This is a genomic window from Microbacterium sp. NPDC080005 (assembly GCF_040702445.1).
Classification (GTDB): domain Bacteria; phylum Actinomycetota; class Actinomycetes; order Actinomycetales; family Microbacteriaceae; genus Microbacterium; species Microbacterium oleivorans_D.
Genome location: NZ_JBFBLD010000002.1, coordinates 198393 through 222096 on the forward strand (window position 1 = coordinate 198393; position 23704 = coordinate 222096).

At 70.3% G+C, this 23704-nt stretch carries 20 protein-coding genes and 2 tRNA genes; 7 read left to right on the plus strand and 15 right to left on the minus strand.

Annotated features, from left to right (window positions below; genetic code table 11):
• Window positions 1-32 precede the first annotated feature (32 nt).
• Together AB0259_RS07890 and AB0259_RS07895 are read left to right on the plus strand one after the other, a co-directional pair.
• Entirely contained in the window at window positions 33-1079 is a 1047-nt protein-coding gene (locus AB0259_RS07890) for a LacI family DNA-binding transcriptional regulator (RefSeq protein WP_366222462.1), read from the plus strand.
• A gap of 69 nt (window positions 1080-1148) precedes the next feature.
• The gene (locus AB0259_RS07895) at window positions 1149-2135 is read left to right on the plus strand and encodes an alpha/beta hydrolase (RefSeq protein ID WP_366222461.1); all 987 of its coding nucleotides are present in this window, start codon (window positions 1149-1151) and stop codon (window positions 2133-2135) included.
• 28 nt (window positions 2136-2163) lie between these two features.
• Here AB0259_RS07895 and AB0259_RS07900 read toward each other — a convergent pair whose 3' ends face one another.
• Both AB0259_RS07900 and AB0259_RS07905 read right to left on the minus strand, forming a co-directional pair.
• A complete protein-coding gene (locus AB0259_RS07900; RefSeq protein WP_366222460.1) occupies window positions 2164-2757 on the minus strand; it encodes a fasciclin domain-containing protein in 594 nt (197 codons plus the stop codon).
• A gap of 110 nt (window positions 2758-2867) precedes the next feature.
• On the minus strand, window positions 2868-3569 hold the full coding sequence (locus tag AB0259_RS07905; RefSeq protein ID WP_251578245.1) for a TetR/AcrR family transcriptional regulator C-terminal domain-containing protein: 702 nt from the start codon (window positions 3567-3569) through the stop codon (window positions 2868-2870).
• Window positions 3570-3638: 69 nt separating this feature from the next.
• Between AB0259_RS07905 and AB0259_RS07910 the strand changes: the two genes are divergently transcribed.
• Window positions 3639-3962, plus strand: a complete 324-nt coding sequence (locus AB0259_RS07910; RefSeq protein WP_251578243.1) for a hypothetical protein — start codon at window positions 3639-3641, stop codon at window positions 3960-3962.
• Between the two features lie 10 nt (window positions 3963-3972).
• Here AB0259_RS07910 and AB0259_RS07915 read toward each other — a convergent pair whose 3' ends face one another.
• The 7 genes from AB0259_RS07915 to serS form a co-directional block, all read right to left on the minus strand.
• A complete protein-coding gene (locus AB0259_RS07915; protein ID WP_366222458.1) occupies window positions 3973-5163 on the minus strand; it encodes an aminotransferase class I/II-fold pyridoxal phosphate-dependent enzyme in 1191 nt (396 codons plus the stop codon).
• 49 nt (window positions 5164-5212) lie between these two features.
• Entirely contained in the window at window positions 5213-7357 is a 2145-nt protein-coding gene (locus tag AB0259_RS07920) for a glycoside hydrolase family 36 protein (RefSeq protein ID WP_366222456.1), read from the minus strand.
• A 119-nt stretch (window positions 7358-7476) separates the two neighbouring features.
• Window positions 7477-7568 (minus strand) — tRNA-Ser (locus AB0259_RS07925).
• Window positions 7569-7642: 74 nt separating this feature from the next.
• Complete coding sequence (locus tag AB0259_RS07930; protein WP_251578238.1) at window positions 7643-8944, minus strand: LCP family protein; 1302 nt, start codon at window positions 8942-8944, stop codon at window positions 7643-7645.
• A 20-nt stretch (window positions 8945-8964) separates the two neighbouring features.
• A tRNA-Ser gene (locus AB0259_RS07935) sits at window positions 8965-9049 on the minus strand.
• Between the two features lie 99 nt (window positions 9050-9148).
• Window positions 9149-10054 (minus strand): HAD-IIB family hydrolase, encoded by a 906-nt coding sequence (locus AB0259_RS07940; RefSeq protein ID WP_366222453.1) that lies wholly within the window; start codon window positions 10052-10054, stop codon window positions 9149-9151.
• Complete coding sequence (gene serS / locus AB0259_RS07945) at window positions 10051-11316, minus strand: serine--tRNA ligase (protein ID WP_251578234.1); 1266 nt, start codon at window positions 11314-11316, stop codon at window positions 10051-10053. The genes AB0259_RS07940 and serS overlap by 4 nt, the downstream gene beginning before the upstream one ends.
• A gap of 103 nt (window positions 11317-11419) precedes the next feature.
• Between serS and AB0259_RS07950 the strand changes: the two genes are divergently transcribed.
• Window positions 11420-12589 carry a diacylglycerol kinase family protein gene (locus AB0259_RS07950; RefSeq protein WP_366222452.1) on the plus strand — a complete coding sequence of 390 codons (1170 nt, stop codon included), beginning with the start codon at window positions 11420-11422 and terminating at the stop codon, window positions 12587-12589.
• 61 nt (window positions 12590-12650) lie between these two features.
• Window positions 12651-14012 (plus strand): deoxyribodipyrimidine photo-lyase, encoded by a 1362-nt coding sequence (locus AB0259_RS07955; RefSeq protein WP_366222451.1) that lies wholly within the window; start codon window positions 12651-12653, stop codon window positions 14010-14012.
• Window positions 14013-14132: 120 nt separating this feature from the next.
• Here the strand turns inward: AB0259_RS07955 and AB0259_RS07960 are convergent, their stop codons facing one another.
• From AB0259_RS07960 to AB0259_RS07975, 4 genes are all read right to left on the minus strand, one after another.
• Window positions 14133-15473, minus strand: coding sequence for an extracellular solute-binding protein (locus AB0259_RS07960; RefSeq protein WP_366222450.1), 1341 nt, complete (start codon window positions 15471-15473; stop codon window positions 14133-14135).
• A gap of 81 nt (window positions 15474-15554) precedes the next feature.
• Window positions 15555-16454, minus strand: coding sequence for a carbohydrate ABC transporter permease (locus AB0259_RS07965; RefSeq protein WP_366222449.1), 900 nt, complete (start codon window positions 16452-16454; stop codon window positions 15555-15557).
• Window positions 16451-17386, minus strand: coding sequence for a sugar ABC transporter permease (locus tag AB0259_RS07970; RefSeq protein ID WP_366222448.1), 936 nt, complete (start codon window positions 17384-17386; stop codon window positions 16451-16453). The genes AB0259_RS07965 and AB0259_RS07970 overlap by 4 nt, the downstream gene beginning before the upstream one ends.
• Window positions 17383-19398 (minus strand): beta-galactosidase, encoded by a 2016-nt coding sequence (locus tag AB0259_RS07975; protein ID WP_366222447.1) that lies wholly within the window; start codon window positions 19396-19398, stop codon window positions 17383-17385. The genes AB0259_RS07970 and AB0259_RS07975 overlap by 4 nt, the downstream gene beginning before the upstream one ends.
• A 157-nt stretch (window positions 19399-19555) precedes the next feature.
• Here AB0259_RS07975 and AB0259_RS07980 point away from each other — a divergent pair, with 157 nt between their 5' ends.
• A complete protein-coding gene (locus AB0259_RS07980; RefSeq protein WP_366222446.1) occupies window positions 19556-20590 on the plus strand; it encodes a LacI family DNA-binding transcriptional regulator in 1035 nt (344 codons plus the stop codon).
• A 51-nt stretch (window positions 20591-20641) separates the two neighbouring features.
• Entirely contained in the window at window positions 20642-21685 is a 1044-nt protein-coding gene (locus AB0259_RS07985; RefSeq protein ID WP_366222445.1) for an LLM class flavin-dependent oxidoreductase, read from the plus strand.
• A gap of 113 nt (window positions 21686-21798) precedes the next feature.
• Here AB0259_RS07985 and pheA read toward each other — a convergent pair whose 3' ends face one another.
• Window positions 21799-22761 carry a prephenate dehydratase gene (pheA, locus tag AB0259_RS07990; protein WP_366222443.1) on the minus strand — a complete coding sequence of 321 codons (963 nt, stop codon included), beginning with the start codon at window positions 22759-22761 and terminating at the stop codon, window positions 21799-21801.
• Window positions 22758-23678: an EamA family transporter gene (locus AB0259_RS07995; protein WP_366222441.1), complete on the minus strand. Its 921-nt coding sequence runs from the start codon at window positions 23676-23678 to the stop codon at window positions 22758-22760. The genes pheA and AB0259_RS07995 overlap by 4 nt, the downstream gene beginning before the upstream one ends.
• Window positions 23679-23704: the final 26 nt, after the last annotated feature.

A 23704-nucleotide genomic window follows, 5' to 3' on the forward strand; every position in this document is an offset into this window, starting at 1 on the left:
ACCCCGTTAGGATCACGGGACAGGAGGATGCCGTGAGCAAGAACCGCGTGACTCTGGCCGACGTCGCCCGCGCGGCCGGCATGTCGCGCACGACCGCATCCCTCGTCCTCTCCGGACGCGGCGACGAGATGCGCATCGCGGAGGCGTCGCAGGAGCGGATCCGTCTGGTGGCGGCAGAGCTCGGATACCGCCCGAACATGATCTCGGCGGGCCTGCGCAGCGGCACGAGCCGGACCATCGGATTCATCTCCGACACCGTCGCGACCTCACAGCTCGCGGGCGACATGATCAAGGGAGCCCTCGAGGGTGCCCGCCGCCACGGGCACCTGCTGTTCATCGGAGAATACGAAGGCGACGAATCGGAGCGCGAGCGCCTCATCGACGCGATGCTCGATCGTCAGGTCGACGGCGTCATCATGGCGTCGATGTTCACCCGGGAGCGGCGCGTGCCTCGAGCGCTCGCAAGCCGGAACGTGGTGCTGCTCAACACCCTGCCCGACGGCGGCGGAACCGACGTGCGGGCGATCCTCCCCGACGAACTCGACGCGGGTCGGCGGGCGGCGAGACTCCTGCTCGATCAGGGGCATCGCCGCATCCATCTGATCGGGGCGGGACCGACCGCCTCAGACGTCCCGCGCGACACCGTCGCCGGTCGCGAGCGACTTGGGGGCATCCTCGGCGCACTGTCGGATGCCGGGCTCTCGCCGGCGTCCGGTCGCGAACTCAGCATCTGGCTCCCCGTCGACGGCTGGAAGGCCACGTCGGACCTGATCGCCTCGGGAGTGCGGTCCGGCGCGATCATCGCCTTCAACGACCGCATCGCGTTCGGCGCGTACCAGGCGATCGCCGAGGCGGGACTGCGCGTGCCGCAGGACTTCTCGATCGTCTCGTTCGACGACCATCAGCTGGCCGGGTGGGTGCACCCCGGCCTGACGACCTTCGCGATCCCCCACTTCGACCTCGGACTGCAGGCGGTCGAGCTCCTGCTCGACCCCGACGCCGCGGGCGCGACCAGTGTGCACCGCATCCCCTTGCCCCTGCGCAATCGCGGATCGGTCACTGCGTCGCAGGACACCTGAGGCGCACCCGGATCCGATCCGCTATCCTCCGAGCTAACGCGATTTAGCATCGGAGAAGGGATGCCGGCGGTGCAACGGAGCCCCCACGGGACCAGGGTCGACGACGTTGTCGCGCGCCCGCCCTTCGATCCCGACGTTCTCATCGCGCTCGGGGCGGCGAATGACCTGGTGGTCTCGCTCAGCCCCGACGAGATTCCCCAGCTCCGCGCCCGCGCCGTGGTTCCCGCTCCGGCCGAGTACACCCTGGGGGGCCGGCTGCTCGTCCAGGAGCACGTCGCACGGAGCGCCGACGGGACGCCCCTGCGGCTGGTGGCGCTGCGGCCGCGGGATCGGAGCGATCCGCTGCCGGTGATCTACCACGTCCACGGCGGCGGCATGGTGGTCGGAACGCCGTTCGACGTGCTCCCGATGCTCGCCGAGGTCGCCCTCGATCTGGGCGCGGCGATCGTGTCGGTCGACTACCGTCTCGCCCCGGAGCACGCCTACCCCGCCCCGCTCGACGACGTCTACGCGGGGCTCGTGTGGGTCTCGGAGCACGCGGAGGATCTGCGGCTCGATCCCGACCGCATCATCCTGCAGGGGGTCAGCGCCGGCGGCGGCCTCGCCGCGGGCGCAGCTCTCGCGTCCCGCGACCGGGGAGGCCCGGCGCTCCTGGGACAGATGCTCGTCTACCCCATGCTCGACCACCGCAACGACTCGGCATCCGCTCATCAGATGGCGGGGGCGGGTACGTGGGACCGGACGGCGAACGCCACGGGCTGGGCGGCGTACCTCGGCGAGCTCCCCGGTGACGAGGTACCCGCATACGCCTCACCCGCCGTGGCCGACGATCTGAGCGGATTGCCTCCGACGTTCATCGAGGTGGGGTCAGCAGAGACCTTCCGCGACGAGGACGTCGACTACGCCCGCCGGATCTGGGCCGCCGGCGGCGACGCAGAGCTCCATGTGTGGCCCGGTGGCGCGCACGCGTTCGACGCTCTGGCGCCGGACGCGCCCCTCTCCCACGACGCCCGCCTGGCGAGGATGCGCTGGCTGCACCGTCTGCTCTCGCGCTGACGGGCGTCGTCGGAGCGCCGGAGACCGATCAGGATGCGGGGACCAGCACCCGGTCGATCGTGTGGATGACGCCGTTCGAGGCCGGGATGTCGATGGCGCGGAGCACGAGCTTGGGGTTCTTCAGCTCCGGCGTCTCGTCGCGCAAAACGATGCCGCGCGGCTCGATCGTGCCGCCGTTCGCCATCTCGATCGAGCGCGAGAAGAGCACCTTCACGGGCGACAGCTTCTTACCCGCGACCACGTGGTACAGCAGGATGTCGGCGATCTGCTCGGCCGTGAAGGTCGACGTGATCGCCTCGAGCGCAGCGGCCTCGGATGCCGGCGCCTCACCCGTCAGGTCTGCCACCAGGCGGAGGAAGGCACGGTCGTTGGGCGCGAACACGGTGTACGTCGTGTCAGTGTCGGAGAGGGTGTCGTCGAGTCCCGTCGCGACCAGCGCCTGCACCAGGATGTCGTAGTCCGACCCGTTCGCGTCGGGCGTGCCGCCGCCGGACGCCGCGACGGCGACGTCCACGACGGTGCCGGCGGGCTTCGTCGCCTGGTGGGCCGACGCGGGTGATGCGGTGAGTGCCAGCGCGCCCGCGACCACCGTGGCCAGGGCGATTCCGATCTTCTTGTTCATCACGTTGCTCCTTCGATGAGAAGAGTCGCGCCCGGCGGACGTCGGGCACCACTGTGTATTCCCGTCGAGGGGGTCCCGCGGATGCAGCGCGGCGCAGAAAGAACGAAGCGCTACTGCGACAGCTCGGTCTCGAGCCGATCGAGGAGGATCTCGAGGGCGGTCTCGAACTCCTCCTTGCTGTGGTCCTCGCTGAGCAGCGCACGCAGCCTGCGCACCTCCGGGGCGTCGTCGAGAGACTCATCACCCTCGCCGGAGAACGAGGGGTCGCCGTTGCCGGATGCCGGACCGGCGCCCCCGACGTCGGCACCGCGGACGGCGGCCTCGAGGAGCAGCTGACCCAGCAGGAAGCTGCTGAAGCCGCGGTAGGCGCGGACCGCCTGCTCGTCCGAGAACCCGTGGGCCAGCAGGACGCGCAGGAGGATGTCCACCGCCTCTATGCTGCGCAGCGGGGGGCGCAGCCACGGTGCGGCGGGATGCCGGGTGGCGATCAGCGGGAAGGCGAGGGGGTGCGAGATCGCGATGTCCCGCACGGCGTGCGCGACGTTCTGCAGGAACGTCTGCCAGTGTTCGTCGGCCTCCCGCTCCATGACAGCGGTGAGCTCGGAGGTCAGTGCGTCGACGACCCCCTCGAGGAGGTCTTCCTTGCCGTGCACATGCCGGTAGAGGGACATCGCTTCGACTCCCAGCTCACTGCCGAGGGCGCGCATCGACAGGCCCGCGGGACCTGAGCGATCGACGAGTGCGAGCGCCGCGTCGATGATCCCTTCGCGGCTCAGTCTCGGTGCCGCCGCCCGATCGGTCTGTCTGCTCATGAGGAGCCTCCACCCCGATCCTCCCCCTTTCCCACCGAAAGCGCATGCTTACAGCGTAAGCTTGCGCTGATGGGACGTTTGGCATTCGGCGCCGAGACGGTCACGCTCGATGACCGCCTGCTGGCGCACCTCGAAGTCGTGATGGTGACGAAGCTGCGGCGACGCGAGCCGTTCATCCTCACGTGGACGGTCGACCCGAGCCTCGGCAGCGGGCGCGTCTCGCGATGGGTCGGCGTGTCCACGAGTTGGGACGTGCGCTACCACAGCCGCTCGACGGGCCCTCTGAATCCGGCGTGGATCGAGAGCCTCATGGCGACGGCGAACTCCCCGAGTGGCCTCCGCATCGTGCCCGAGCCGGAGCCCGACGAGGACGAGCAGGTCGCCGGTCTCTGACGCGCGGTGATCACACCCGCGTGACGCGACGGACGGCATCCCCCATCTCGCGGACCGCATCCACGAGCACGGGGCGCGGGGTGGCGAACACGATGCGCGCGAAGTCCTCGTATCCCCGGCCCAGCAGAGCCCCGTCGGTGAGGACGACGCCGGCCTCTTCGCGGAAGAACGTCGCCGGCGAGGCGGGCAGGTCGAGCGCGGACGCGTCGATCCACCCGATGTAGGTGGCCTCCGGTGCGGCGTACCGGGCGCCCGGAAGGTGCTCGGCGAGCAGGCCGGCGAGCTCGTGCCGCTCCGCATCCAGGTACGCGATCACATCGTCGAGCCAGGGTCGGCCGTCCCGGTAGGCGGCGATGGCCGCCACGACGCCGACGGTGGCGGCCCCGTGCTGCACCGCGAATCCGAAGCGGCGGTAGGCGGCCTGGTCGGCATCGTTCGAGGTGATCAGCTGGGCGGTCTTCACGCCTGCGAGGTTCCATGCCTTCGATGCACTCGTGCCGGTGATCGTGTGGGCGGCCGTCGCGTCGGACAGGGAGGCGTACGGCACGTGGGCCACGCCGTCGTACCGCAGCGGGGCGTGGATCTCATCAGCGAACACCCGACCCCCGTGCCGCTCGACGACCTCGGCGAGAGCGGTCAGCTCCGCCCGGGTCAGGACTGTGCCGGTGGGGTTGTGCGGATTGCACAGCACCAGCGTCCGCGCGCCCGCGGCGAAGGCTGCGTCGATGCCGTCCAGGTCGTGCTGCCAGCGCCCGTCCACAACGACCCCCGGCACCTCCACGACGGGGTGGCCGATCGTCGGGAGGTAGGTGAGGAACGGCATGTAGGCCGGGGTGGGGACGATGACGGCGGATCCCGCCGGCGCGTACTCGGTCACGGCGACTCCGAGCGCGGCCATGACGTCCGACACGGGATGGACCCGCTCAGGATCGATGACCCAGCCGTACTCCGCCCGCATCCAGTCCGCCGTCGCGTGCCCGAGGTCTGCAGCCAGCGGCGGGGACAGATAACCGAGGATGCCGTCCGTCACCGCCCGTTGGAGCGCGTCCGACACCGGGGGTGCGATCCCGAAGTCCATCTCCGCCACCCACGCGCCGACGGCGCCGGGGTGCAGACTCCATTTGCGGCTCTCGGGACGATCGAACCGCGCACGGTCGAGCCGGTCGAACGGGTGGGAACCGATCGGGGCGACAGGGCTCATCCCCCGACGATGCTGCCTGACCGACGGCCGTGCAAGTCGCGGCGTAACACTACTGCGGAGTCAGTCGCAGCACGCGAGCGGCGAGGCAGGGCTCCCCGGCGGTCACCTCCAGGACCCCGTCCTCGGGCGACCATGCGATCTCCCACGCCGGAGCGCTGGCCGGGAAGAGGACCTCGACGTCGACGTCGCGCCCCCGAAGGGACGGGAGGGGTACCCGCACGTTCGTCGCCGCACCGTCCTGATGCCAGAGGGTCAGGACAGTCTGCGTCTCATCGCGCAGGGCCAGTGCCTGCCACGGCTCGTCGCGCTGCTCGAGTCCGAGCGGCCACGAGGGGGTCGCGGTCCGGATGAAAGGGCGCAGATCCTTGTGCACGCGGACCGCCTCGGCCACGAGTTCCTTCTGTTCGGCGCTGAGCAGGTGCAGGAAGCCGGAGAGATACAGACGACCCAGCACACCGTTGGCGAGGGTGAACGCCGTCTTCTCCGGCGACATGTCGGCGGCGGGGTACGCCCAGTTGGCCGCCTGCTCGGGGAGCATGGCGAACGGCGCGGCGGCGGCGATCGGGGCCGAGAACTCCGCCTCCTCCTGGTCGCTGGTCGATTGCAGCTGTGAGACGGAGAGCATCGCCCAGTCCGCCCGCATGGCACCGGAACCGCAGTTCTCGAGGGTGACATCGGGGTGGCGGTCGAGGATGCCGGCGAGCCAGTCGATGTGGGCGCGGTTGTATGCGAGCAGGCCCGCACCGGCGCTGTCGGCGTCGTGATCGGTGCCACGGGCCACGGTGACGTTGTAGTCGAACTTGAAGTAGCGGATGCCGAACTCCGCCACCAGACGGTCGATCACCGCGTCGAGATGGGCGCGCGCCGCGGGGTGGCGCAGATCGAGGTGCAGCCGCTCGCTCTCGACGACCGGGACCCCGCGGGAGAGGAAGAACGCCTCCCTGGGCAGTCGCTTCGCGGCCTCGGCGTCGACCCCGACGACCTCGGGCTCCAGCCAGATTCCCGGGCGCATGCCGCGCTCCCGGATGCGGTCGAAGACGAGCCCCATGCCGCCGGGGAAGCGGACGGTCGAGGGGATCCAGTCCCCGACGGTCGACCACCAGTCGTCGGTGTCGGAGTACCACCCGGCATCCATCACGAAGTAGTCGGCCCCGGCGTCGGCAGCGGCGTCGATCAGCGGCAGCAGCTTCTCGGTCGTCGGGTCGCCCATGAGGGTGTTCATGTAGTCGTTGTAGACGACCGGCAGCTCTTCGTTGTCGGGGTGCGCCCGACGGCTGAGCCGTCGGAGGCCCGTCATCGCGGCGGCGGCCGCATCGAGGTCGTCGCCGAAGGCGAGAGAGGCAGGCACGGTCGTGAAGCTCTGACCGGGGGCGAGGACGGCGAGCCAGCGGTGGTCGTCCTCGGTGGGCCCGCTGAGCGCGAGCGAGGTGCCCTCGGCGTTCTCGGCGATGTCGAAGCGCCAGCCACCGTTGTTCTCCACCTGCCAGACGACGGCCGCACCATCGGCCGTGTTCCACAGGGCACCGCACGGGAGGTGACCCCCGGTGGACCACGTGCCGCGCGAGGCGACGCTCACGTGTCCGCGACTTCCGACGGTGCGCTCGCCCAGGCCGAGCTCCTCGAGGCCCGAGGAGCGCAGCGGCGCCACGCGCCAGCGGGACTCGCCGATCCAGTCGTTGCGCGCCGTGGCGAGGGTGAGCGCGTCCGGGGCCGAATCGGCGTCGTGCCCGAGCGCGACGTGCAGTGCCGCGCTCGCGACGGAGGTCAGGGTGCGCGGTTCCGGGGCATCCGCGGCGTTGGTGACGGTGACCTCGGAGCGCAGGGCGCAGCCCGTCGGCGGTACGGTGACGCGCACGAGGGCCTCGAGGCCGAGCCCTGTGACGGTCCCCAGCCGATGCGCCGGACCGGGCCGCGTCTCCCTCGTGGTGAGGGTGAGCTCGGTCCAACCGCCCGGCAGGTCCGTGACGGCATGGTCGACGTAGCGGAGTCGACTGCTCAGCTCGCCGTAGGTGATCCTCGACGACGACGGCGCGTGCCCGGAGTCACCCGTGACGATCTCGATGAGCGGCTGGCCGGCGGGCAGGTCCGCGGCCCAGGAAGGAGGGCCGCATCGGAGCAGTCGCGGCGGTGCACCGTCATCCGCGACCACGACGATCTCGAGGTCACGGTTGCCGACTTCGATGCGAACGGACATGCGTCACTTCCTGGAGATGAGCGGGGGCACCAGCCTATGGGGAAGCGCCTTCCCAGTGTGACCGCGCGCCGACGGCTCGCTCCGAAACGCCGGAAGCCCCGGCGAACCGGGGCTTCTCATGGCGGAGACGGAGGGATTTGAACCCTCGGTCCCCTAAAGGGGACTCCACCTTAGCAGGGTGGTGCACTAGGCCTGACTATGCGACGTCTCCAGGCATCCGGCCGCGGACGGCGCGGATGCACCACGCAAGCATAACCGCTCGCGGGCGCCGCGCCGAACCGAGCGTCAGCGCTGCGCGACGGTGCAGGTGACCTCGTTGGCCGACTGGCCCGTGATCTCCCCGGGCAGGTCGACGGTGCCGTCCGCGGTCGCCGGCGGCGTCGCAGTGGAGTCGGGGTCTGCTGTCCCCGTCGGCGTGCCGGTCGGGTCGGGCGTGGCGTTCGGATCGCCCGCCTCGCCGACGACCTCGACGCCGTTCCCGCCGCTCGCCGCACCCGTGACGCGGATCGGCTTGTTCTCGGACAGCGCCGTGAACAGCACGTCGGCAGCCGACGTCACCGGCAGCACACGAGCTCCGCCCGGTGCGTACACGGTGGGGTACTGCACGAAGACGATGTCCTTGTAGGGCACGTCCGCGACGGCCATCGCGATCTGGACCATCCGCTGCGGGTTGGTGAGCGACTCGCTGAGGATCAGCTGCTTCTCGTTGACCTGGCGCAGGGCGGTGTTCGCGAGGTTCAGAAGGGCCGGGTAATTCGAGAGCACCTCGCCCGACTGCAGCTTGCGCACGAGCGAGCTCATGAACTGCTGCTGGTTCGAGATGCGCCCGAGGTCGGATCCGTCGCCGATGCCGTGACGGATGCGGAGGAACTGCAGCGCCTCCGCACCGACGAGGGTGTGCTCACCGGCCGCGAGGTCGAGCCCGGTGTGACTGTCCTTGATGTCACCGCTGAGGCATACGTCGACGCCGCCGATCGCGTCGGACATGTTGATCACGCCGGTCCACCGGATGGCACCGGCGAACTGGATGTCGACACCCGTCAGCTCCTCGACGGTCGCGACCGAGCAGCTGAGCCCGCCGTAGCTGTAGGAGGTGTTGATCATCTGCGCGCTCAACGCGGGGTACGAGCCGCCGTCGGGGTTCTCGCACGCCGGGATCGGCACGATCATGTCGCGCGGGAACGACACCACGGTCACGCGGCGGGGCGCGTCGCTGATGTGCACGAGCATCGTGACGTCGTTGCGCTCCCCACCGTCATCGTGGGCGCAGCGCGGGAAGAGCTTGAGGTCCTGCCCCTCGCATGAGTCGGTTCCGACGATCAGCATGTTGACGCCGCCCTCGATCTCGCCGATATGGGGCGGAAGTGGGGCGTCGTCGCCGATCGTCACGCCGTTCTCGTCCAGGCTGCGCGCGGCATCCCATACGTAGAATCCGCCGATCGCGACGGTGCTGACCAGGGCGACGGCGACGATCGCGGCGAGGATCGTGAAGACCTGTCGCAGCGGATGCGGCGACGTGAGCGCTCCGTGACGGGCGACGGGCTGACGGCGGAACTTCGTCGCCTTCGCGTCATGCCTTGCGCTCACGGATCACCTTTCGGACAGTGCGGAGGGTGTGGGATTCGAACCCACGGGACATTGCTGCCCACCGGTTTTCAAGACCGGATCCTTCGGCCGCTCGGACAACCCTCCCGACCGCGCTGATGGCCTCGGTCGAACAGGCCGAGTCTAGCCGACCCCAGAACCCGTCCATTCTCGCGGGCGCGCCTGGATGCGGCCTGAACGGGCCGGTCAGAGGGCCTTCAGCACCGCGGTGACGCCGCCCTCGGTGACGGATGCCGTGAGCTCCGACGCCTCCGAGGTCACCTCGTCCGGCCCCTGACCCATCGCGATCGCGCGTCCGCCGTGGGCCCGCGCCCACCGGAACATCCCGATGTCGTTGCGGCCGTCGCCGATGACGACGACGTTCGACGGCGCGACGCGGAGCCAACGGCGCACCATCTCGAGCCCCGTCGCCTTGTCGACGCCCTGCGGGGCGATGTCGAGCCACGCCGACCACCCGACGGCGTACGAGACCTCGTTCAGGCCGATCCGCGACACGAGGTCGAGGAAGTCCTGGTCGGTGCCCTTCTCGGACACCACGACGACGCGAGAGACGGGGTGCGCCGAGAGCTCCTCGAACGGGACCCGGTCGGCGCGCGAGACGTTCCACTCGTCCATCCGGTCGGTGTAGAGCCGACGACCGTCGGGCAGCTCGACCATGTAGCGGGCGGTCGGCAGATGGTCGCGCAGCAGGGTCAGGACCTCGGTCGCGTCGAACTCCTCGGTGTGGAACCGCTCGTAGGCCGTGCTCCCGGCGGGGCCGGTGCGTCGCAGGATGACCGCGCCGTTGGAGCACACGACGTACTCGGGCGTCAGCGCCAGCCCCTCCAGGACGTGACGGGTGCCCTCCCACGAGCGTCCCGTCGCGAGCATGACCTCGTGCCCGGCCCGCTGCGCATCGGCGACCGCGTCGATCACGCCCGGGCTGTAGGTCTCGTCCTCGAGCAGGATCGTCCCGTCCACGTCGAGCGCGATGAGCAGTCGCTCGCGCGGAGACTCGGCGGCATCCGTCGCGATCTCGTCGACGACGTCGGCGGCCTCGTCCGCCGAAACCGCGCGCAGCTCGCCTGTGGCAGGGGCGCCCTCGGGACTCACGCGATCGGCTCCGCCACCTCGAGGCCACCCAGGTAGGGGCGCAGGACCTCGGGGATGACGACCGAGCCGTCCTCGCGCTGGTGCGTCTCGAGCAGTGCGACGATCCACCGGGTCGTCGCGAGGGTGCCGTTGAGGGTCGCGACCGGCGCGGTGCGACCGCCCTCGGGGCGGTAGCGGATGTCGAGGCGGCGGGCCTGGTACGTCGTGCAGTTCGACGTCGACGTGAGCTCGCGGTAGGCGCCCTGCGTCGGGACCCACGCCTCGACGTCGTACTTGCGGGCGGCGGAGGAGCCGAGGTCGCCGGCGGCGACGTCGATCACGCGGTAGGCGAGCCCGAGGTCCTGCAGCATCCGCTCCTGCATCTCGACGAGGCGCAGGTGCTCGGCCTCGGCGTCGTCGGGCGTCGTGTAGACGAACATCTCCAGCTTGTTGAACTGGTGCAGGCGGATGATGCCGCGCGTGTCCTTGCCGTACGAACCCGCCTCGCGGCGGTAGCACGTCGACCAGCCCGCGTATCGCTTCGCGCCCGCCTCGAGGTCGAGGATCTCGTCCATGTGGTAGCCGGCGAGAGGGACCTCGCTCGTGCCGACGAGGTACAGGTCGTCGTCGTCGAGGTGGTAGACCTCGTCCGCGTGCTGACCGAGGAAGCCGGTGCCGCGCATGACCTCCGCTCGCACGAGCGTCGGGGGGATCATCGGGATGAAGCCGGCCTCGAGTGCGCGCTGCAGGCCGAGATTCATGAGGGCGAGCTCGAGTCGCGCCCCGATCCCGGTGAGGAAGGTGAATCGCGCCCCCGAGACCTTCGCGCCGCGCTCGGTGTCGATCGCACCGAGCATCTCGCCGAGGGCGAGGTGGTCGCGCGGTTCGAAGTCGAATGCCGCCGGCTCCCCGTGGGTGCGCAGTGTGATGAAGTCGTCCTCTCCCCCGGCGGGCACGCCGTCGACGACGATGTTCTCGATGCGCGAGAGAGCGGCCGAGGCGGCCTCCTCGGCGGTGGTGACCGCCTGCTGCGCGGCCTTCACTCGCTCACTGAGGTCCTTCGCCTCGGCGACGAGCGCCGCCTTCTCGTCCTTCGGCGCCTTCGCGACGCGTTTGCCGTGCGCGTTCTGTTCGGCGCGGAGCTCCTCGAAGGCGGTGATCGCCGCGCGCCGCTCCCGGTCGGCGGCGAGGGCGGCGTCGACGGTGTCGGGCGACTCGCCGCGCGCTTCCTGCGAGCGCTTCACGAGGTCCGGGTCGTCACGGAGGAGGGCGAGATCGATCACCCGACGAGTCTAGTCGCGGGCCTCCCGGCGCCCTCCCCTGGTGCGGATCGCACGGACGCGCAAGGGGCCCCGAGAGAAGGATGCCGGGCCCTATCCTTTACGCATGACGACCGATCCCGGCACGACGCACGGCTCCGACGACGCGCACGACCCGGCTTCCGCGGCAGAACCGGACGGTGTCATCCGCGAACCCGACGACATCTCGGCGGACACGCACGACGGCGAGACCGGCGAGGCTCGTCGCGTCGACCGCAGCGGCTCCACCGAGCCGATGCCCGATGAGGAGGGCCGCCCGAGCCCCAAGGCGGCGCTCGTCTACAACCCGATCAAGGTCGACGGCGACGCCCTGCGCGAGCAGGTGGCGCAGTCGGCGAAGGATGCCGGCTGGTCCGAACCCCTCTTCTACGAGACCACGGTCGACGACCTCGGCGACGACGTCGCCCGCCAGGCCCTGAAGGAAGGCGTGAACGCGGTCCTCGTCGCCGGTGGCGACGGCACGGTCCGCGCCGTGAGCGAGGCGATGACCGGATCCTCCGTGCCCCTCACGATCGTCCCCAGCGGGACCGGCAATCTCCTCGCCCGGAATCTCCGCCTCCCCCTCGACGAACCCGCCGCGATGATCGCCGCGACCTTCGACGGCGACACCCTCGCCATCGACGTCGGCCTCGCGCAGCTGCGCCGACCCGACGGCGAGACCACCGAGCACGCCTTCGTCGTCATGGGCGGCATGGGCCTCGACGCTGCGATGATCGCGAACACCAATAGCGACCTGAAGAAGAAGGTCGGCTGGGTCGCCTACGTCGACGGCGCCGCGCGGTCGATCGCGCAGGCCAAGCCCTTCCCCGTGGTCTACCAGGTGCCCGGCCACCGGATCCATCGCGCCGACGTGCAGAGCGTGCTCTTCGCCAACTGCGGGTCGCTGCAGGCGGGGCTCGAACTCATCCCCGAGGCATCCATCACCGACGGTGAGCTCGACGTCGCGATCCTGCAGCCGCGCTCCGCGTTCGGCTGGCTGCTCGTGTGGCGTCGCCTCGCGTGGGACAACAGCGTGCTCCGCAAGTTCCGCACCGGCCGCAAGATCCTCTCCCTCCGCACCGCCGACAACTCGGTGCGGTACTCGCGAGGCAAGGGCATCGACCTGGCCGCCGAGGAAGCCCACCCGGTGCAGCTCGACGGCGACGAGTTCGGCGAGGCCACCCGGATCGCGGTGCGCGTGATCCCCGGCGGACTGACCCTCGCGATCCCGCGCGGGCACTCCGTCGAGGCCGTCTGAGGCATTCCGCGCCGGATTGCAAGGGGCGGCGCGGGCCGCGGGCGATGACCAGGATGAGGTCATGCCGTCCCCCTCGATCGTCTGGTTCCGCGACGACCTCCGCCTCGCCGACCATCCCGCCCTCCGCGCGGCACTCGACCGCGGGGAGCCCGTCATCGGCCTGTACGTCCTCGACGAGGAGTCCGACGGCATCCGTCCCCTCGGCGGGGCGGCCCGCTGGTGGCTGCACCACTCGCTCGCGTCGCTGGCGGAGCGTCTGGCCGAGCGCGGCTCCCGGCTGATCCTGCGTCGCGGGCCGGCCGATCGCGTCGTGAGAGAGCTCGTCGACGAGATGGGAGCGGGTGCCGTCTTCTGGAACCGCCGATACGGCGGACCCGAGCGCGAGGTCGATGCGGGGCTGAAGTCCGCCCTGCGGGACGGCGGCACCGAGGTCGCGTCGTTCGCGGCATCCGTCCTGTTCGAGCCCTGGACCATCCAGACCGGAGCGGGGCGCCACTTCTCGGTCTACAGCCCCTTCTGGCGGGCGTGCCTCGCGCAGCCCGCCCCGCGCGCCCCCCTGCCGGAGGCGCGCGAGGTGCCCGGCCCGTCCCGCCCTCCCGCCTCGGACGACCTCGACGACTGGCAGCTGCTGCCGACCGCGCCGGACTGGGCGCAGGGTTTGCGCGACACGTGGGAGCCGGGCGAACCGGCGGCACGACGCCGACTGCGGGAGTTCCTCGACGAGGACCTCGGCCACTACGGTGCCGCGCGGGACCGCCCCGCTGCGGGGGCGACGTCGATGCTGTCGCCCCGACTGCGCTGGGGGGAGCTCAGCCCTCACACCGTCTGGCACGAAGCCGTCGAGACAACGGGCTCGTCGCAATTCCTGTCCGAGATCGGATGGCGCGAGTTCGCCTGGCACACGCTGTACCACTTCCCCGACCTCGCGACGAAGAACCTCCGGCGGGAGTTCGACGCCTTCCCCTGGCCGCGCCTGAAGCCCTCCGCCTTGGAGGCCTGGCAGAAGGGCCGGACCGGCTACGCGATGGTGGATGCCGGCATGCGAGAGCTGTGGGAGACGGGCTACATGCACAACCGCGTGCGCATGGTCACGGCATCCTTCCTCATCAAGAACCTGATGATCGACTGGCGCCGCGGCGAGGAGTGGTTCTGGGACTGCCTGGTCGATGCCGACGGGGCGAGCAACCCGTTCAACTGGCAGTGGGTCGCGGGGTCGGGCGCCGACGCGGCACCCTACTTCCGTGTCTTCAACCCCGAGCTGCAGGCCGACAAGTTCGACAAGAAGCGCGAGTACATCGGGGAGTGGGCTCCGGAATACCGGGATGCCGACGGGCAGCCGCCGCAGCCGATCGTCGATCTGAAGGCGACACGTCAGAACGCGCTCGACGCCTACGAGAAGGTGAAGCAGGCCGCACGCGAGTGATCGCCCGAACGCGACCGCGCCGCGGATCGGAGCCCTGGGGCCCGACCCGCGGCGCGGATGCGTGGTGTCAGGGGATCCGTGTCAGTGGATCCGTGTCACTGAACCGGTGTCAGCGAGTGGTCACTCGGAGACGGGGATGGACTGCGCCTTGAGCGCGTCGACCGTCTTGGTCTGCGCGGCCTCGAGCGCCTCGAACAGCGTGCCCTGACCGGTGGCGGCCTTCTGGAAGCCGTCCGACACGTCGGCGTAGGTCTGCGTCATGGTCGGGCCCCACACGAAGTCGGGGTTGACCTGAGCCGCGGCCTCGGCGAAGACGTCGTAGATCTTCTGCCCGCCGTAGAACTCGACACCCTCCTGCAGCGACGGGAGAGTCAGACCCTTCGTCGTGGCGGGATAGATGTTCGCCGACTCGTTGAGGGCGGTGAGGGCCTCGTCGGAGGTGTTCAGCCACAGCGCGAACTTCGCAGCCTCGTACGGGTGCTCGGTGCCCTTGAAGACGGCGATCGACGATCCGCCCCAGTTGCCGGCGGCTTTCTCGCCCGCCTCCCACTGCGGCGACGGGGCGACCGACCACTTGCCGGCGGTGTCGGGAGCGCCGGACGAGATGGAGTTGGCGCCCCACACGGCCGAGTTCCAGGTCCAGACCTCGCCCGAGTTGTAGGCGTTGTTCCACTCCTCGGTCCAGGCCGGGTAGGTCGAGACGAGGTCCTCGTCGATGAGCTCCTGCCAGTAGTCGGCGACGGTTTTGGACTGGTCGCCGGCCAGGTTGACCTTCCATGAGCTGCCGTCGTTGGAGAACCAGTCACCACCGGTCTGCCACACGAAGCCGGCGAACTGGTTGATGTCGGCGGTCGAGAAGTTGGTGATGTAGCCGCCGGCCTCGCGGACCTTCTTGGCGGCCTCCTTGTACTCGTCCCACGTGGTCGGGACCTCGATGCCGTTCTGCTCGAACAGGTCGGAGCGGTAGAACAGCGCCATGGGTCCGGAGTCCTGGGGGATGCCGTAGACGCCGTCGGTGCCGAGGGTGACCTGGTTCCAGGTCCACGGGATGAACTCGTCCTCCGCCGCAGCGACGTCCTCGCACGCGGAGAGGTCCTCGAGGCCGTCCTGCACGCGGAAGCTCGAGAGCGCGTCGTACTCGATCTGACCGAGGTCGGGGGCGTTGCCGGCCTCGAGCTGGCTGAAGAAGCTCGAGTACGTGCCCGAGTTGCCGTTGGGGCCCGTCTGGACCTTGACCTGGATGTCGGGGTTCTCGTCGTTCCACATCTTCACGACGTCCTCGATGCCGGGGATCCACGAGGTGAAGTCGAGGGTGACCTCGCCGTCCGACGGGGCGCAGGCTGCGGGATCGGCTGCGCCGCCGCCGTTGCCGGCGCCACCGCTGCCGCCGGCGCAGCCGGCCAGGGTGAACGCCGTGAGCAGTGCGACGCCGGCGACGACTGCCTTCTTGGTGTGCTGCATGGGATTTCCAATCTGATCGTTGATCGGGTCTGACAGGACAGGTACTGCAGGGATGCCGCGGGTGCCGCCCGCGGCGGGGACTCACTTCACGGAACCGGTGCCCAGCCCGTTGCGCCAGAAGCGCTGAAGCAAGAGGAAGGCGATGATGAGCGGCACGATCGACAGGAACGCGCCGACCAGGACGTAGGTGCGCAGCTCGGGGATCTGGTTGAGCTGCGTGTTCCACGTGTAGAGGCCGTAGGTGACCGGGAACAGCTCCTGACTGCGCAGCATGATCAGCGGCAGGAAGAAGTTGTTCCAGATCGAGACGAACTGGAAGAGGAAGATCGTCACGAGCGCCGGCGCCATGAGGCGCGACGACACGGTGAAGAACGTCCGCACCTCGCCCGAGCCGTCCAGGCGCGCCGCCTCGATGAGTTCGTCGGGCACCGACGACGATGCGTAGATGCGAGCGAGGTAGACACCGAACGGGCTGACGATGCTGGGGAGCAGGACCGACCAGAAGGTGTTGGTCAGGTTCACCTGGCTGAACAGCAGGAACAGCGGCAGGGCGAGGGCGGTCGCGGGAACCAGGACGCCGCCGAGCACGATGTTGAAGAACGCCTCACGTCCGCGGAAGTTGTACTTGCCGAGGGCGTACCCGGCCATTCCGGCGAAGACGGTGGCGAGCAGCGCCCCGAGGCCGGCGTAGGCGAGGCTGTTGAGCAGCCAGCGGAAGTAGATGCCGTCGTTGTACGAGACGAGGTCGCCGATGTTGGCGAACAGGTTCCAGTCGGCGAACCACAGGGCGTTCGTCGTCAGCAGCTGACCGCGGTCCTTCGTCGAGGCGATGAACAGCCACCAGATCGGCACCAGGAAGTACAGCGTGAACACGCCCATGACCAGCAGGGCGGCGGTGCGCGACAGGATGCTCTCGCGCGGTCCCCGGCTCTTCGGCGGGTCGACGGCCAGGGCGCCGTCGGTACGGGTGAGGAGGCTCATTGCTCGGCCTTCCGCTGGGTGAGCTTCAAGAACGCGAACGACAGGACGCAGGTGGCCAGCGCCAGCACGACCGAGAAGGCCGCCGCGAGGTAGGGGTTCGGCACGGCGCTGGTCGCGTAGATCGTCATGTTCGGGGTGTACGTCGACGAGACCGCCGAGCTGAATGAGCGGAACACCTGGGGCTCGGCGAGCAGCTGCAGGGTGCCGATGATCGAGAACACCGCCGTGAGGATGATCGCGGGAGCGACCATCGGGATCTTGATCGACCAGGCGATGCGGATCTGGCCGGCACCGTCGAGACGCGCCGCCTCGTACACCTCGGCGGGGATCGCCAGCAGCGCCGAGTAGATGATCAGCATGTTGTAGCCGACGAAGACCCAGGTCACGACGTTCGCGATCGACCACAGGACCATCTCGGGAGAGAGGAAGTCGACGGCGCGGGTGACGTCGGTGAACGGCGACAGGTTCGGCGAGTAGAGGAAACCCCACATGATCGCGGCGATGACGCCGGGGACGGCGTAGGGAGCGAAGAAGGCGAGGCGGAAGAACCGCTTGCCCTTCAGGACCGGGGAATCGAGCAGCAGCGCGAACAGCAGCGCGAGGCCGAGCATGACCGGGACCTGCACGACGCCGAACAGCAGCACGCGGCCGACCGACTCCCAGAACGGCGCGTTCTGGAACACCTGGATGTACTGCGTCAGCCCGCCGAACACCTCGGTGGGCTCGCCGTAGAGTCCGTCGCGCTGGACGACCAGGAGCGACTGCCAGATCGCGTACCCGATCGGGATCAGGTAGAAGAGCAGGAAGAGGATGCCGAATGGTCCGGTGAAGACCGCGATCGCCCCTTTGTGCGGGGTCTTCGCCCGCGGGATCCGCTTCGCGCGCGACGGCTTCGCCGACGAACGCGTCACGACCAGTTCCGTGGCGGTCATGCGGCCGCCTCCTCTCTGATGATGCGCACCGCACCCGCAGGCACGGTGATGCCGCCGGCGACCTCTGCGCCGGTCACGAGGTCCAGGCCGTCGGAGTCGACCCGGACGTCGGTCTCGCCGTGGTTGATCACGAAGAGATAGGACGCGCCCTCCCCGCGGCGCCGGACGATCTCGAGATCGCCGGTGGCCGGCCGGATGGGAGCGGCGGGCGCCACGCCGGCTTCGGCGGAGAGACGCGCCACCAGGTCACGGTAATCGGCGTCGCTGAGAAGCGTCGCGAGGTAGTGCGCGGTCCCGTCACCCCAGGTGTTGCGGGTGAGCGCCGGCATCCCTTCGGCAGGGCCGTCGGTGAAGGATGCCGCGACCTCGGCGGTCGTCGTGCGGGAGCGCTCCGACCACAGCCGTGCGGTGGATCCGTCGGTCAGGGTGAGGGCGAGACCGGGCGCGACCGGGGCGAACTCCTCGATGTGCAGGCCCAGCGCCTCACGGAGCGGGCCTGCGTAGCCGCCGGTGTAGACGCGGTCGTTCTCGTCGACGATGGCGGTCGAGAACGTGATCAGGGCGGTACCTCCGGCGGCGATCCACGCGGTGAGGACCGCGGCATCCGCTTCGGTCATGAGGTGCAGGCCCGGGACGACGACCAAGCGGTACGCGGACAGGTCGGCGCCGGGGGCGACCACGTCGACGGTCAGCCCGTTCGCGTGGAGGGCGCGGTAGGAGGCGTGCACCTGGTCGAGGTAGCCGAGGGACTGGCTGGGGCGGGTCTCGCTCTGGCTCGCCCACCAGGACTCCCACGAGAAGAGCAGGGCGACGTCGCTCTCGACGCGCGAGCCCGCGATCTCGCCGATGCGGTCGACGATGCCGCCGAGCTCGACGACCTCGCGCCAGACGGCGGAGTCGGTGCCGGCGTGCGGCAGCATCGCGGAGTGGAACTTCTCGCTGCCCTGCACCGAGGCACGCCACTGGAAGAAGCAGACGCCGTCGGCGCCGCGTGCGACGTGGGTGAGGGAGTTGCGGATCATCTCGCCCGGGGCCTTGGGCGTGTTCAGCGGCTGCCAGTTGACGGCACCCGTCGAGTGCTCCATGAGGATCCACGGAGCGCCCTGACCGAGCCCGCGGGAGAGATCGGCGGCGAAGGCGAGCTCGGATCGGGGGTCGCTTAGGCGGTGGTCCAGGTAGTGGTCGTTCGCGACGATGTCCATGTCGCCTGCCCAGGACCAGTAGTCCAGGTTCTCGATGTGCGCCGTGACCATGAAGTTGGTCGTGATCGGGACCTCGCTGCGGGCGCGGATGACCTCGGCCTCGGCGCGGTAGTGCTCGAGCAGCGCGTCGCTGCTGAACCGGTGGAAGTCGAGGACGTGGCCGGGGTTTCGGCTTGAGAGGGTGGCCCGCGGGGTGAGGATCTCGTCCCACTCGTAGTAGGTCTGACTCCAGAACGCGGTCCCCCACGCGCGGTTCACCTCGGCGACCGTGCCGTACCGCGCCCGCAGCCATTCGCGGAACGCGCCGGCGCTCTCGTCGCAGTGGCACAGCGCGTTGTGGCATCCGAGTTCGTTCGAGACGTGCCACAGCGCGACCGCCGGGTGCGAGCCGTAGCGAGCGGCGACAGCGTCGACGAGGGCGAGGGCGGCCTCGCGGTAGACCGGTGAGCTCGGGCACCATGCCTGACGGCCCCCGGGGTAGCGGCGGGTGCCGTCCTCGACGACCGGGAGGATCTCGGGGTGCGCGGTGGTCAGCCACGCAGGCGTCGACGCGGTGCCGGTACCGAGGTTGATGCGGATGCCGGCGGTGTGCAGCCGCTCGACGATGTCGTTCAGGCGGGAGAAGTCGTACTCCCCCGCGCGCGGCTCGATGTGCGCCCAGCCGAAGATGTTGATCGCGACGAGATCGACGCCGGCGTCGCGCATGAGCGCGATGTCCTCGTCCCAGACGTCCGGCGTCCACTGTTCGGGGTTGTAGTCGCAACCGAACGCGATGCCGTCGTGCTCGAAGGGGCGGGCGGGGACCGACATGTTCTCCTCTGGATCCTGTGAACGTGCACAGGTCCGAGCGGTGTTCCTCCGCGTTGAGGCTCTGTGAACGTGTACAGAGTAGATCGGGTGAAGATGTGTGTCAAACACGGCGGCGCAGGCGCCCGTGCGGTTGTGTGCGTGCACATACGATGAACGCGTGAGCATCGATCGCACAGAGACCCTGGGTCGACGCCGCCGCGCAACGGTCAAGGACGTGGCGATCGAGGCGGGCGTCTCGCGCGGAACGGTCAGCCGGGTCCTGAACGGGCAGCCCTACGTCTCGGACGAAGCACGCGAAGCCATCGAAGCGGCCATTGCGAAGGTCGGGTTCGTCCCGAATCGTGCCGCGCGGAGCCTCGTGATGCAGAGCTCGCAGGCCATCGGCCTCATCGTGCACGAGCCGCATTCGCTCTTCGTCGAGGACCCCAACATCGGCTCGATCCTGCTCGGCGCGAACGCCGCCCTCTCGGAGGCGGACTACCAGCTGTCGTTCATGATCGCCGACACCACCCGCGACATCGAGCGACTCGCGCGCTATCTGAGCGGCGGGCTGATCGACGGCGTCATCATCGTCTCGGCCCGCGTCGGCGACCCGATCACCCGCGCCATCGCGGACCTCGGCCTGCCGGCCGCCTTCGTCGGCCACCCGCGCGACATCGGCGACGCCGCCTACGTCGCGATCGACAATCGCGGCGCCGCGCGCGAGATCACGACACACCTGGCAGCCACCGGCCGGAAGCGCATCGGCATGATCGCCTCCGCGCTCGACCGCGACTCAGGCTCGGATCGTCTCGCCGGCTTCGTCGACGCCCTCGGTTCCCGGTTCGAACCGAGCCTCGTCGAGTCCGTGCCGCTCTATTCGTACTCCGACGGGCAGGCCGGGATGCGGGCGCTCCTCGAGCGCGCGCCCGACATCGACGGCGTCTTCGCCTCGAGCGACGCCGTCGCCGCCGGGGCGATGGACGTCCTCCAGGCCGCGGGTCGGCGCATCCCCGAGGACATCGGCATCGTCGGCTTCGACGACAGCTCGTGGGCGCTGCGCTGCGATCCGCCCCTGTCGACCGTGCACCAGCCCGCCGATGAGCTCGGCCGCGCCGCCGCCGAGTCGGTCCTCCGTCAACTCCGCGGCGAGGATCCCGATGCCGGCGGCACGGTCCTCCCCTGCCCCGTCGTCTGGCGCGACTCGGCCTGATCGGCCTCGGCGCGGAATGCCGGGAGACCCGCGCCGGTTGCAGCCCAGGATATGAGCACTGCGACCCCGGCCCTCTCCGTCCTCGACCTCGTCCCCGTCCGCACCGGGCAGACCAGCAGCCAGGCCATCGCCGCCTCGCTCGCCCTCGCCCAGCGCGCGGACGAACTCGGCTATCGCCGCTACTGGTTCGCGGAGCATCACAACATGCCGGCCGTCGCCTCGACCACTCCGCCCGTGCTGATCGCTGCGGCCGCGACCCGCACCCGCCGCATCCGTGTCGGATCGGGCGGCGTCATGCTGCCGAACCACTCCCCGCTCGTGGTCGCCGAGCAGTTCGCCGCCCTCGAGGCGCTCGCCCCCGGCCGCATCGACCTCGGCATCGGGCGCGCGCCCGGGTCGGATCCCGTCATCACGCAGCTGCTGCGGCAGTCGGGCACGACGAGCGACGTCGAGCGGTTCCCGAACCACATCACCGACATCCGCTCGCTCGTCTCCGCCGAGGGAGCGACACTGCGGTTCACCTCCGGCGGCACCTACGACGTGCGCGCGACGCCGGCGTCGACGGGGTCCCCGGAGGTCTGGCTGCTGGGCTCGAGCGACTACTCGGCGCAGCTGGCGGCCGGGATGGGACTCCCCTACGTCTTCGCGAATCACTTCTCGGGTGAGGGCCTCGAGCGGGCGCTCGACCTGTACCGCGGGCAGTTCCAGCCCTCCGAGACCCTCGCGGAGCCGCGCACCTTCGTCACGGCGAACGCGGTCGTCGCCGACACCGACGAGCAGGCGCGCGCCGCGGCGCTGCCCCAGGCGCGGATGATGGCGCGGCTGCGCGGCGGGAAGCCCCTCACCGCGCTCGAGACCGTCGAGCACGCCGCCTCGGCCGAGGCCTCCGACGGCCTGGCCGCACCGGTGTTCGACGCGATGATGTCGCGGTGGTTCGTGGGGACCGGTCCCGAGGTCCGCGCCCGGCTCGCGGAGTTCGCCGCCCGCCACGGCGTGGACGAGGTCATGGTCTCGCCGGTGGCCGCGGCGACCGAGGGCGAGCCGATGGATGCCGCGCCCTCCCGCATCCGCACGCTCGAGCTGCTGGCGGCCTGACTCACGCCCGCGTCGGACGGCGGCCTCGGAGATTCCGGGCGCAGGCGCCGCGGTCACCGGTTCCGCAGCCCGCGTGGCGCCGGACCTCGAAGGTGTCGCCGGCGAAGCGCGGGTCAGGCCTCGGGCTCCCCCGACACCAGACCCCGAAGCCAGTCACGGGCCTCGACGAAGACCTCGTCGGAGTAGCGCTGCGGGTAGCGGACGATGGCCCGGTCGGCGCGCGGGTACGAGCCGAGGTAGAGGACGCGCGGCGAGAAGCGCCGCAGCCCCAGGAGGGCGTCGGCCATCCGCTCGTCCTCGATGTGCCCGTCGGCGTCGATGACGAAGCGGTAACGGCCCAGCTCGTCGCCGATCGGGCGCGAAGCGAGCAGCGACAGGTTGATGCCGCGCGTGGCGAACTGCTCGAGCAGTTCGAGGAGGGCGCCAGGGTGGTCCTCGGGCAGCTCGACGATGAGCGAGGTCTTGTCGGCGCCGGTCGGGGCGGGCGGCGGAGCAGTCCGGCTGACGAGCACGAAGCGGGTCACGGCGTGCGGGTTGTCGCCGATCTTCTCGGCGAGCAGCTCGAGGTCGTGGAGCTTCAGGATGCCGGGCGGGGCGATCGCGGCATCCGCGGTGATCCCGCCGTCGACGAGGCCGACCGCGGCGGCGACGTTGCTCGAGGCTGGGATGTGCGAGTGCTCGGGCAGCGTCTGCGTGAGCCACGTCAGGCACTGTGCGTAGGCGACCGGGTGGGCGGCGATGAGTGAGACGTCCTCGAGCCGCACGCCCGGCTTGGCGACCAGCACGAACTCGACGGGGACGAGGTACTCCCCGACGATGCGCAAGCCGGGCACCGTCGCAAGCGCGTCCTGGGTGGTGGAGACGCCGCCGTCGACCGAGTTCTCGATCGCGATCATCGCGGCATCCGATCGCCCCTCGACGACATCGGCGAGCGCCTCACCGACGTTGCGGACGGGGCGCCAGTTCTGGTCACGGGCTTCGGGAACCTGGGCGAGGGCGGCCTCGGTGAAGGTTCCGGCGGGGCCCAGGAAGCTGTACGTGCGACGGGAGGGGGCGGCCGGGGGCTCGGGGGTCACGCCGACAGCCTAATGGGCGCCTCCACAGCCTCTTCCGCCGGACGAACGGGACGACGACGGATGCCGGTGACCAGAACCCCCGCCACGAGCACCGCTCCGCCGACCACCTCGCCGACGCTCGGCGTCTCGCCCCGCAGCAGCGCGGCGGAGACCATCGCGACGACGGGGGCGAGCAGGATCCACGGCACGACGGCCGCCGAGGGGTTGCGTCCGAGCAGTCCGTTGAAGACGGCGTACGCGAACAGGGTGCACAGCCCCGCCGTGTAGGCCGTCGACACGATGGCGGCAGGACCGATGGCGGAGAGGCCCGCACCGATCGCGACCGGACCGTCGATCACCATCGAGAGCGCGACGGCGGGGACGGGCACGACGAGGGACGACCAGACGGTGAGCGAGAGCGTTCCCCCGCGTCCGACTCCGGTCACGACACCGGCACGTCGCGAGATGACGTTGCCGACCGCCCACGACAGCGCCGCCGCCAGCGCGAAACACACGGCGACGACGGGCGCGTCGCCACCGCGGAAGACCGCGACGATCGCGAGGCCGATGACCCCGAGGGTGACACCGATCGCCTGTGGCACGGTGGGCCGTTCCCGCAGCGCGGCGGCCGCCAGCACGATCGTGAACACCGCCTGCGCCTGCAGCAGGAGCGCGGCGAGTCCGGGGCTGAGTCCGAGGGCGAGCGCCGAGTAGAGCAGCGCGAACTGCCCGAGGCTCATGAACAGTCCGACGCCGACGATCACGCGCCACCCCGTCGTGGGGCGCGGCACCACGACGGCGCCGAGTCCCACGACGGCGAAGCGGATCGCGACGAAGAGCAGCGGTGGGATGCCGCTCATCCCCCAGTCGATGACGACGAAGTTCAGGCCCCAGAGCGAGGCGACGAGGGCGGCGAGGAGCATGTCACGTCGGGTCACGCTGATCAGTCCACCCCGGCAGCATC

Excerpts from the sequence above, each read along its gene's own strand:
- AB0259_RS07985 (WP_366222445.1), top strand. The coding sequence starts at position 20,642 with ATGAGCACTGCGACCCCGGCCCTCTCCGTCCTCGACCTCGTCCCCGTC.
- AB0259_RS07920 (WP_366222456.1), bottom strand. The coding sequence starts at position 7,357 with ATGTCCGTTCGCATCGAAGTCGGCAACCGTGACCTCGAGATCGTCGTG.
- AB0259_RS07965 (WP_366222449.1), bottom strand. The coding sequence starts at position 16,454 with ATGAGCCTCCTCACCCGTACCGACGGCGCCCTGGCCGTCGACCCGCCG.
- AB0259_RS07905 (WP_251578245.1), bottom strand. The coding sequence starts at position 3,569 with ATGAGCAGACAGACCGATCGGGCGGCGGCACCGAGACTGAGCCGCGAA.
- AB0259_RS07910 (WP_251578243.1), top strand. The coding sequence starts at position 3,639 with ATGGGACGTTTGGCATTCGGCGCCGAGACGGTCACGCTCGATGACCGC.
- AB0259_RS07970 (WP_366222448.1), bottom strand. The coding sequence starts at position 17,386 with ATGACCGCCACGGAACTGGTCGTGACGCGTTCGTCGGCGAAGCCGTCG.
- AB0259_RS07915 (WP_366222458.1), bottom strand. The coding sequence starts at position 5,163 with ATGAGCCCTGTCGCCCCGATCGGTTCCCACCCGTTCGACCGGCTCGAC.
- AB0259_RS07950 (WP_366222452.1), top strand. The coding sequence starts at position 11,420 with ATGACGACCGATCCCGGCACGACGCACGGCTCCGACGACGCGCACGAC.
- AB0259_RS07975 (WP_366222447.1), bottom strand. The coding sequence starts at position 19,398 with ATGTCGGTCCCCGCCCGCCCCTTCGAGCACGACGGCATCGCGTTCGGT.
- AB0259_RS07900 (WP_366222460.1), bottom strand. The coding sequence starts at position 2,757 with ATGAACAAGAAGATCGGAATCGCCCTGGCCACGGTGGTCGCGGGCGCG.
- AB0259_RS07955 (WP_366222451.1), top strand. The coding sequence starts at position 12,651 with ATGCCGTCCCCCTCGATCGTCTGGTTCCGCGACGACCTCCGCCTCGCC.
- AB0259_RS07960 (WP_366222450.1), bottom strand. The coding sequence starts at position 15,473 with ATGCAGCACACCAAGAAGGCAGTCGTCGCCGGCGTCGCACTGCTCACG.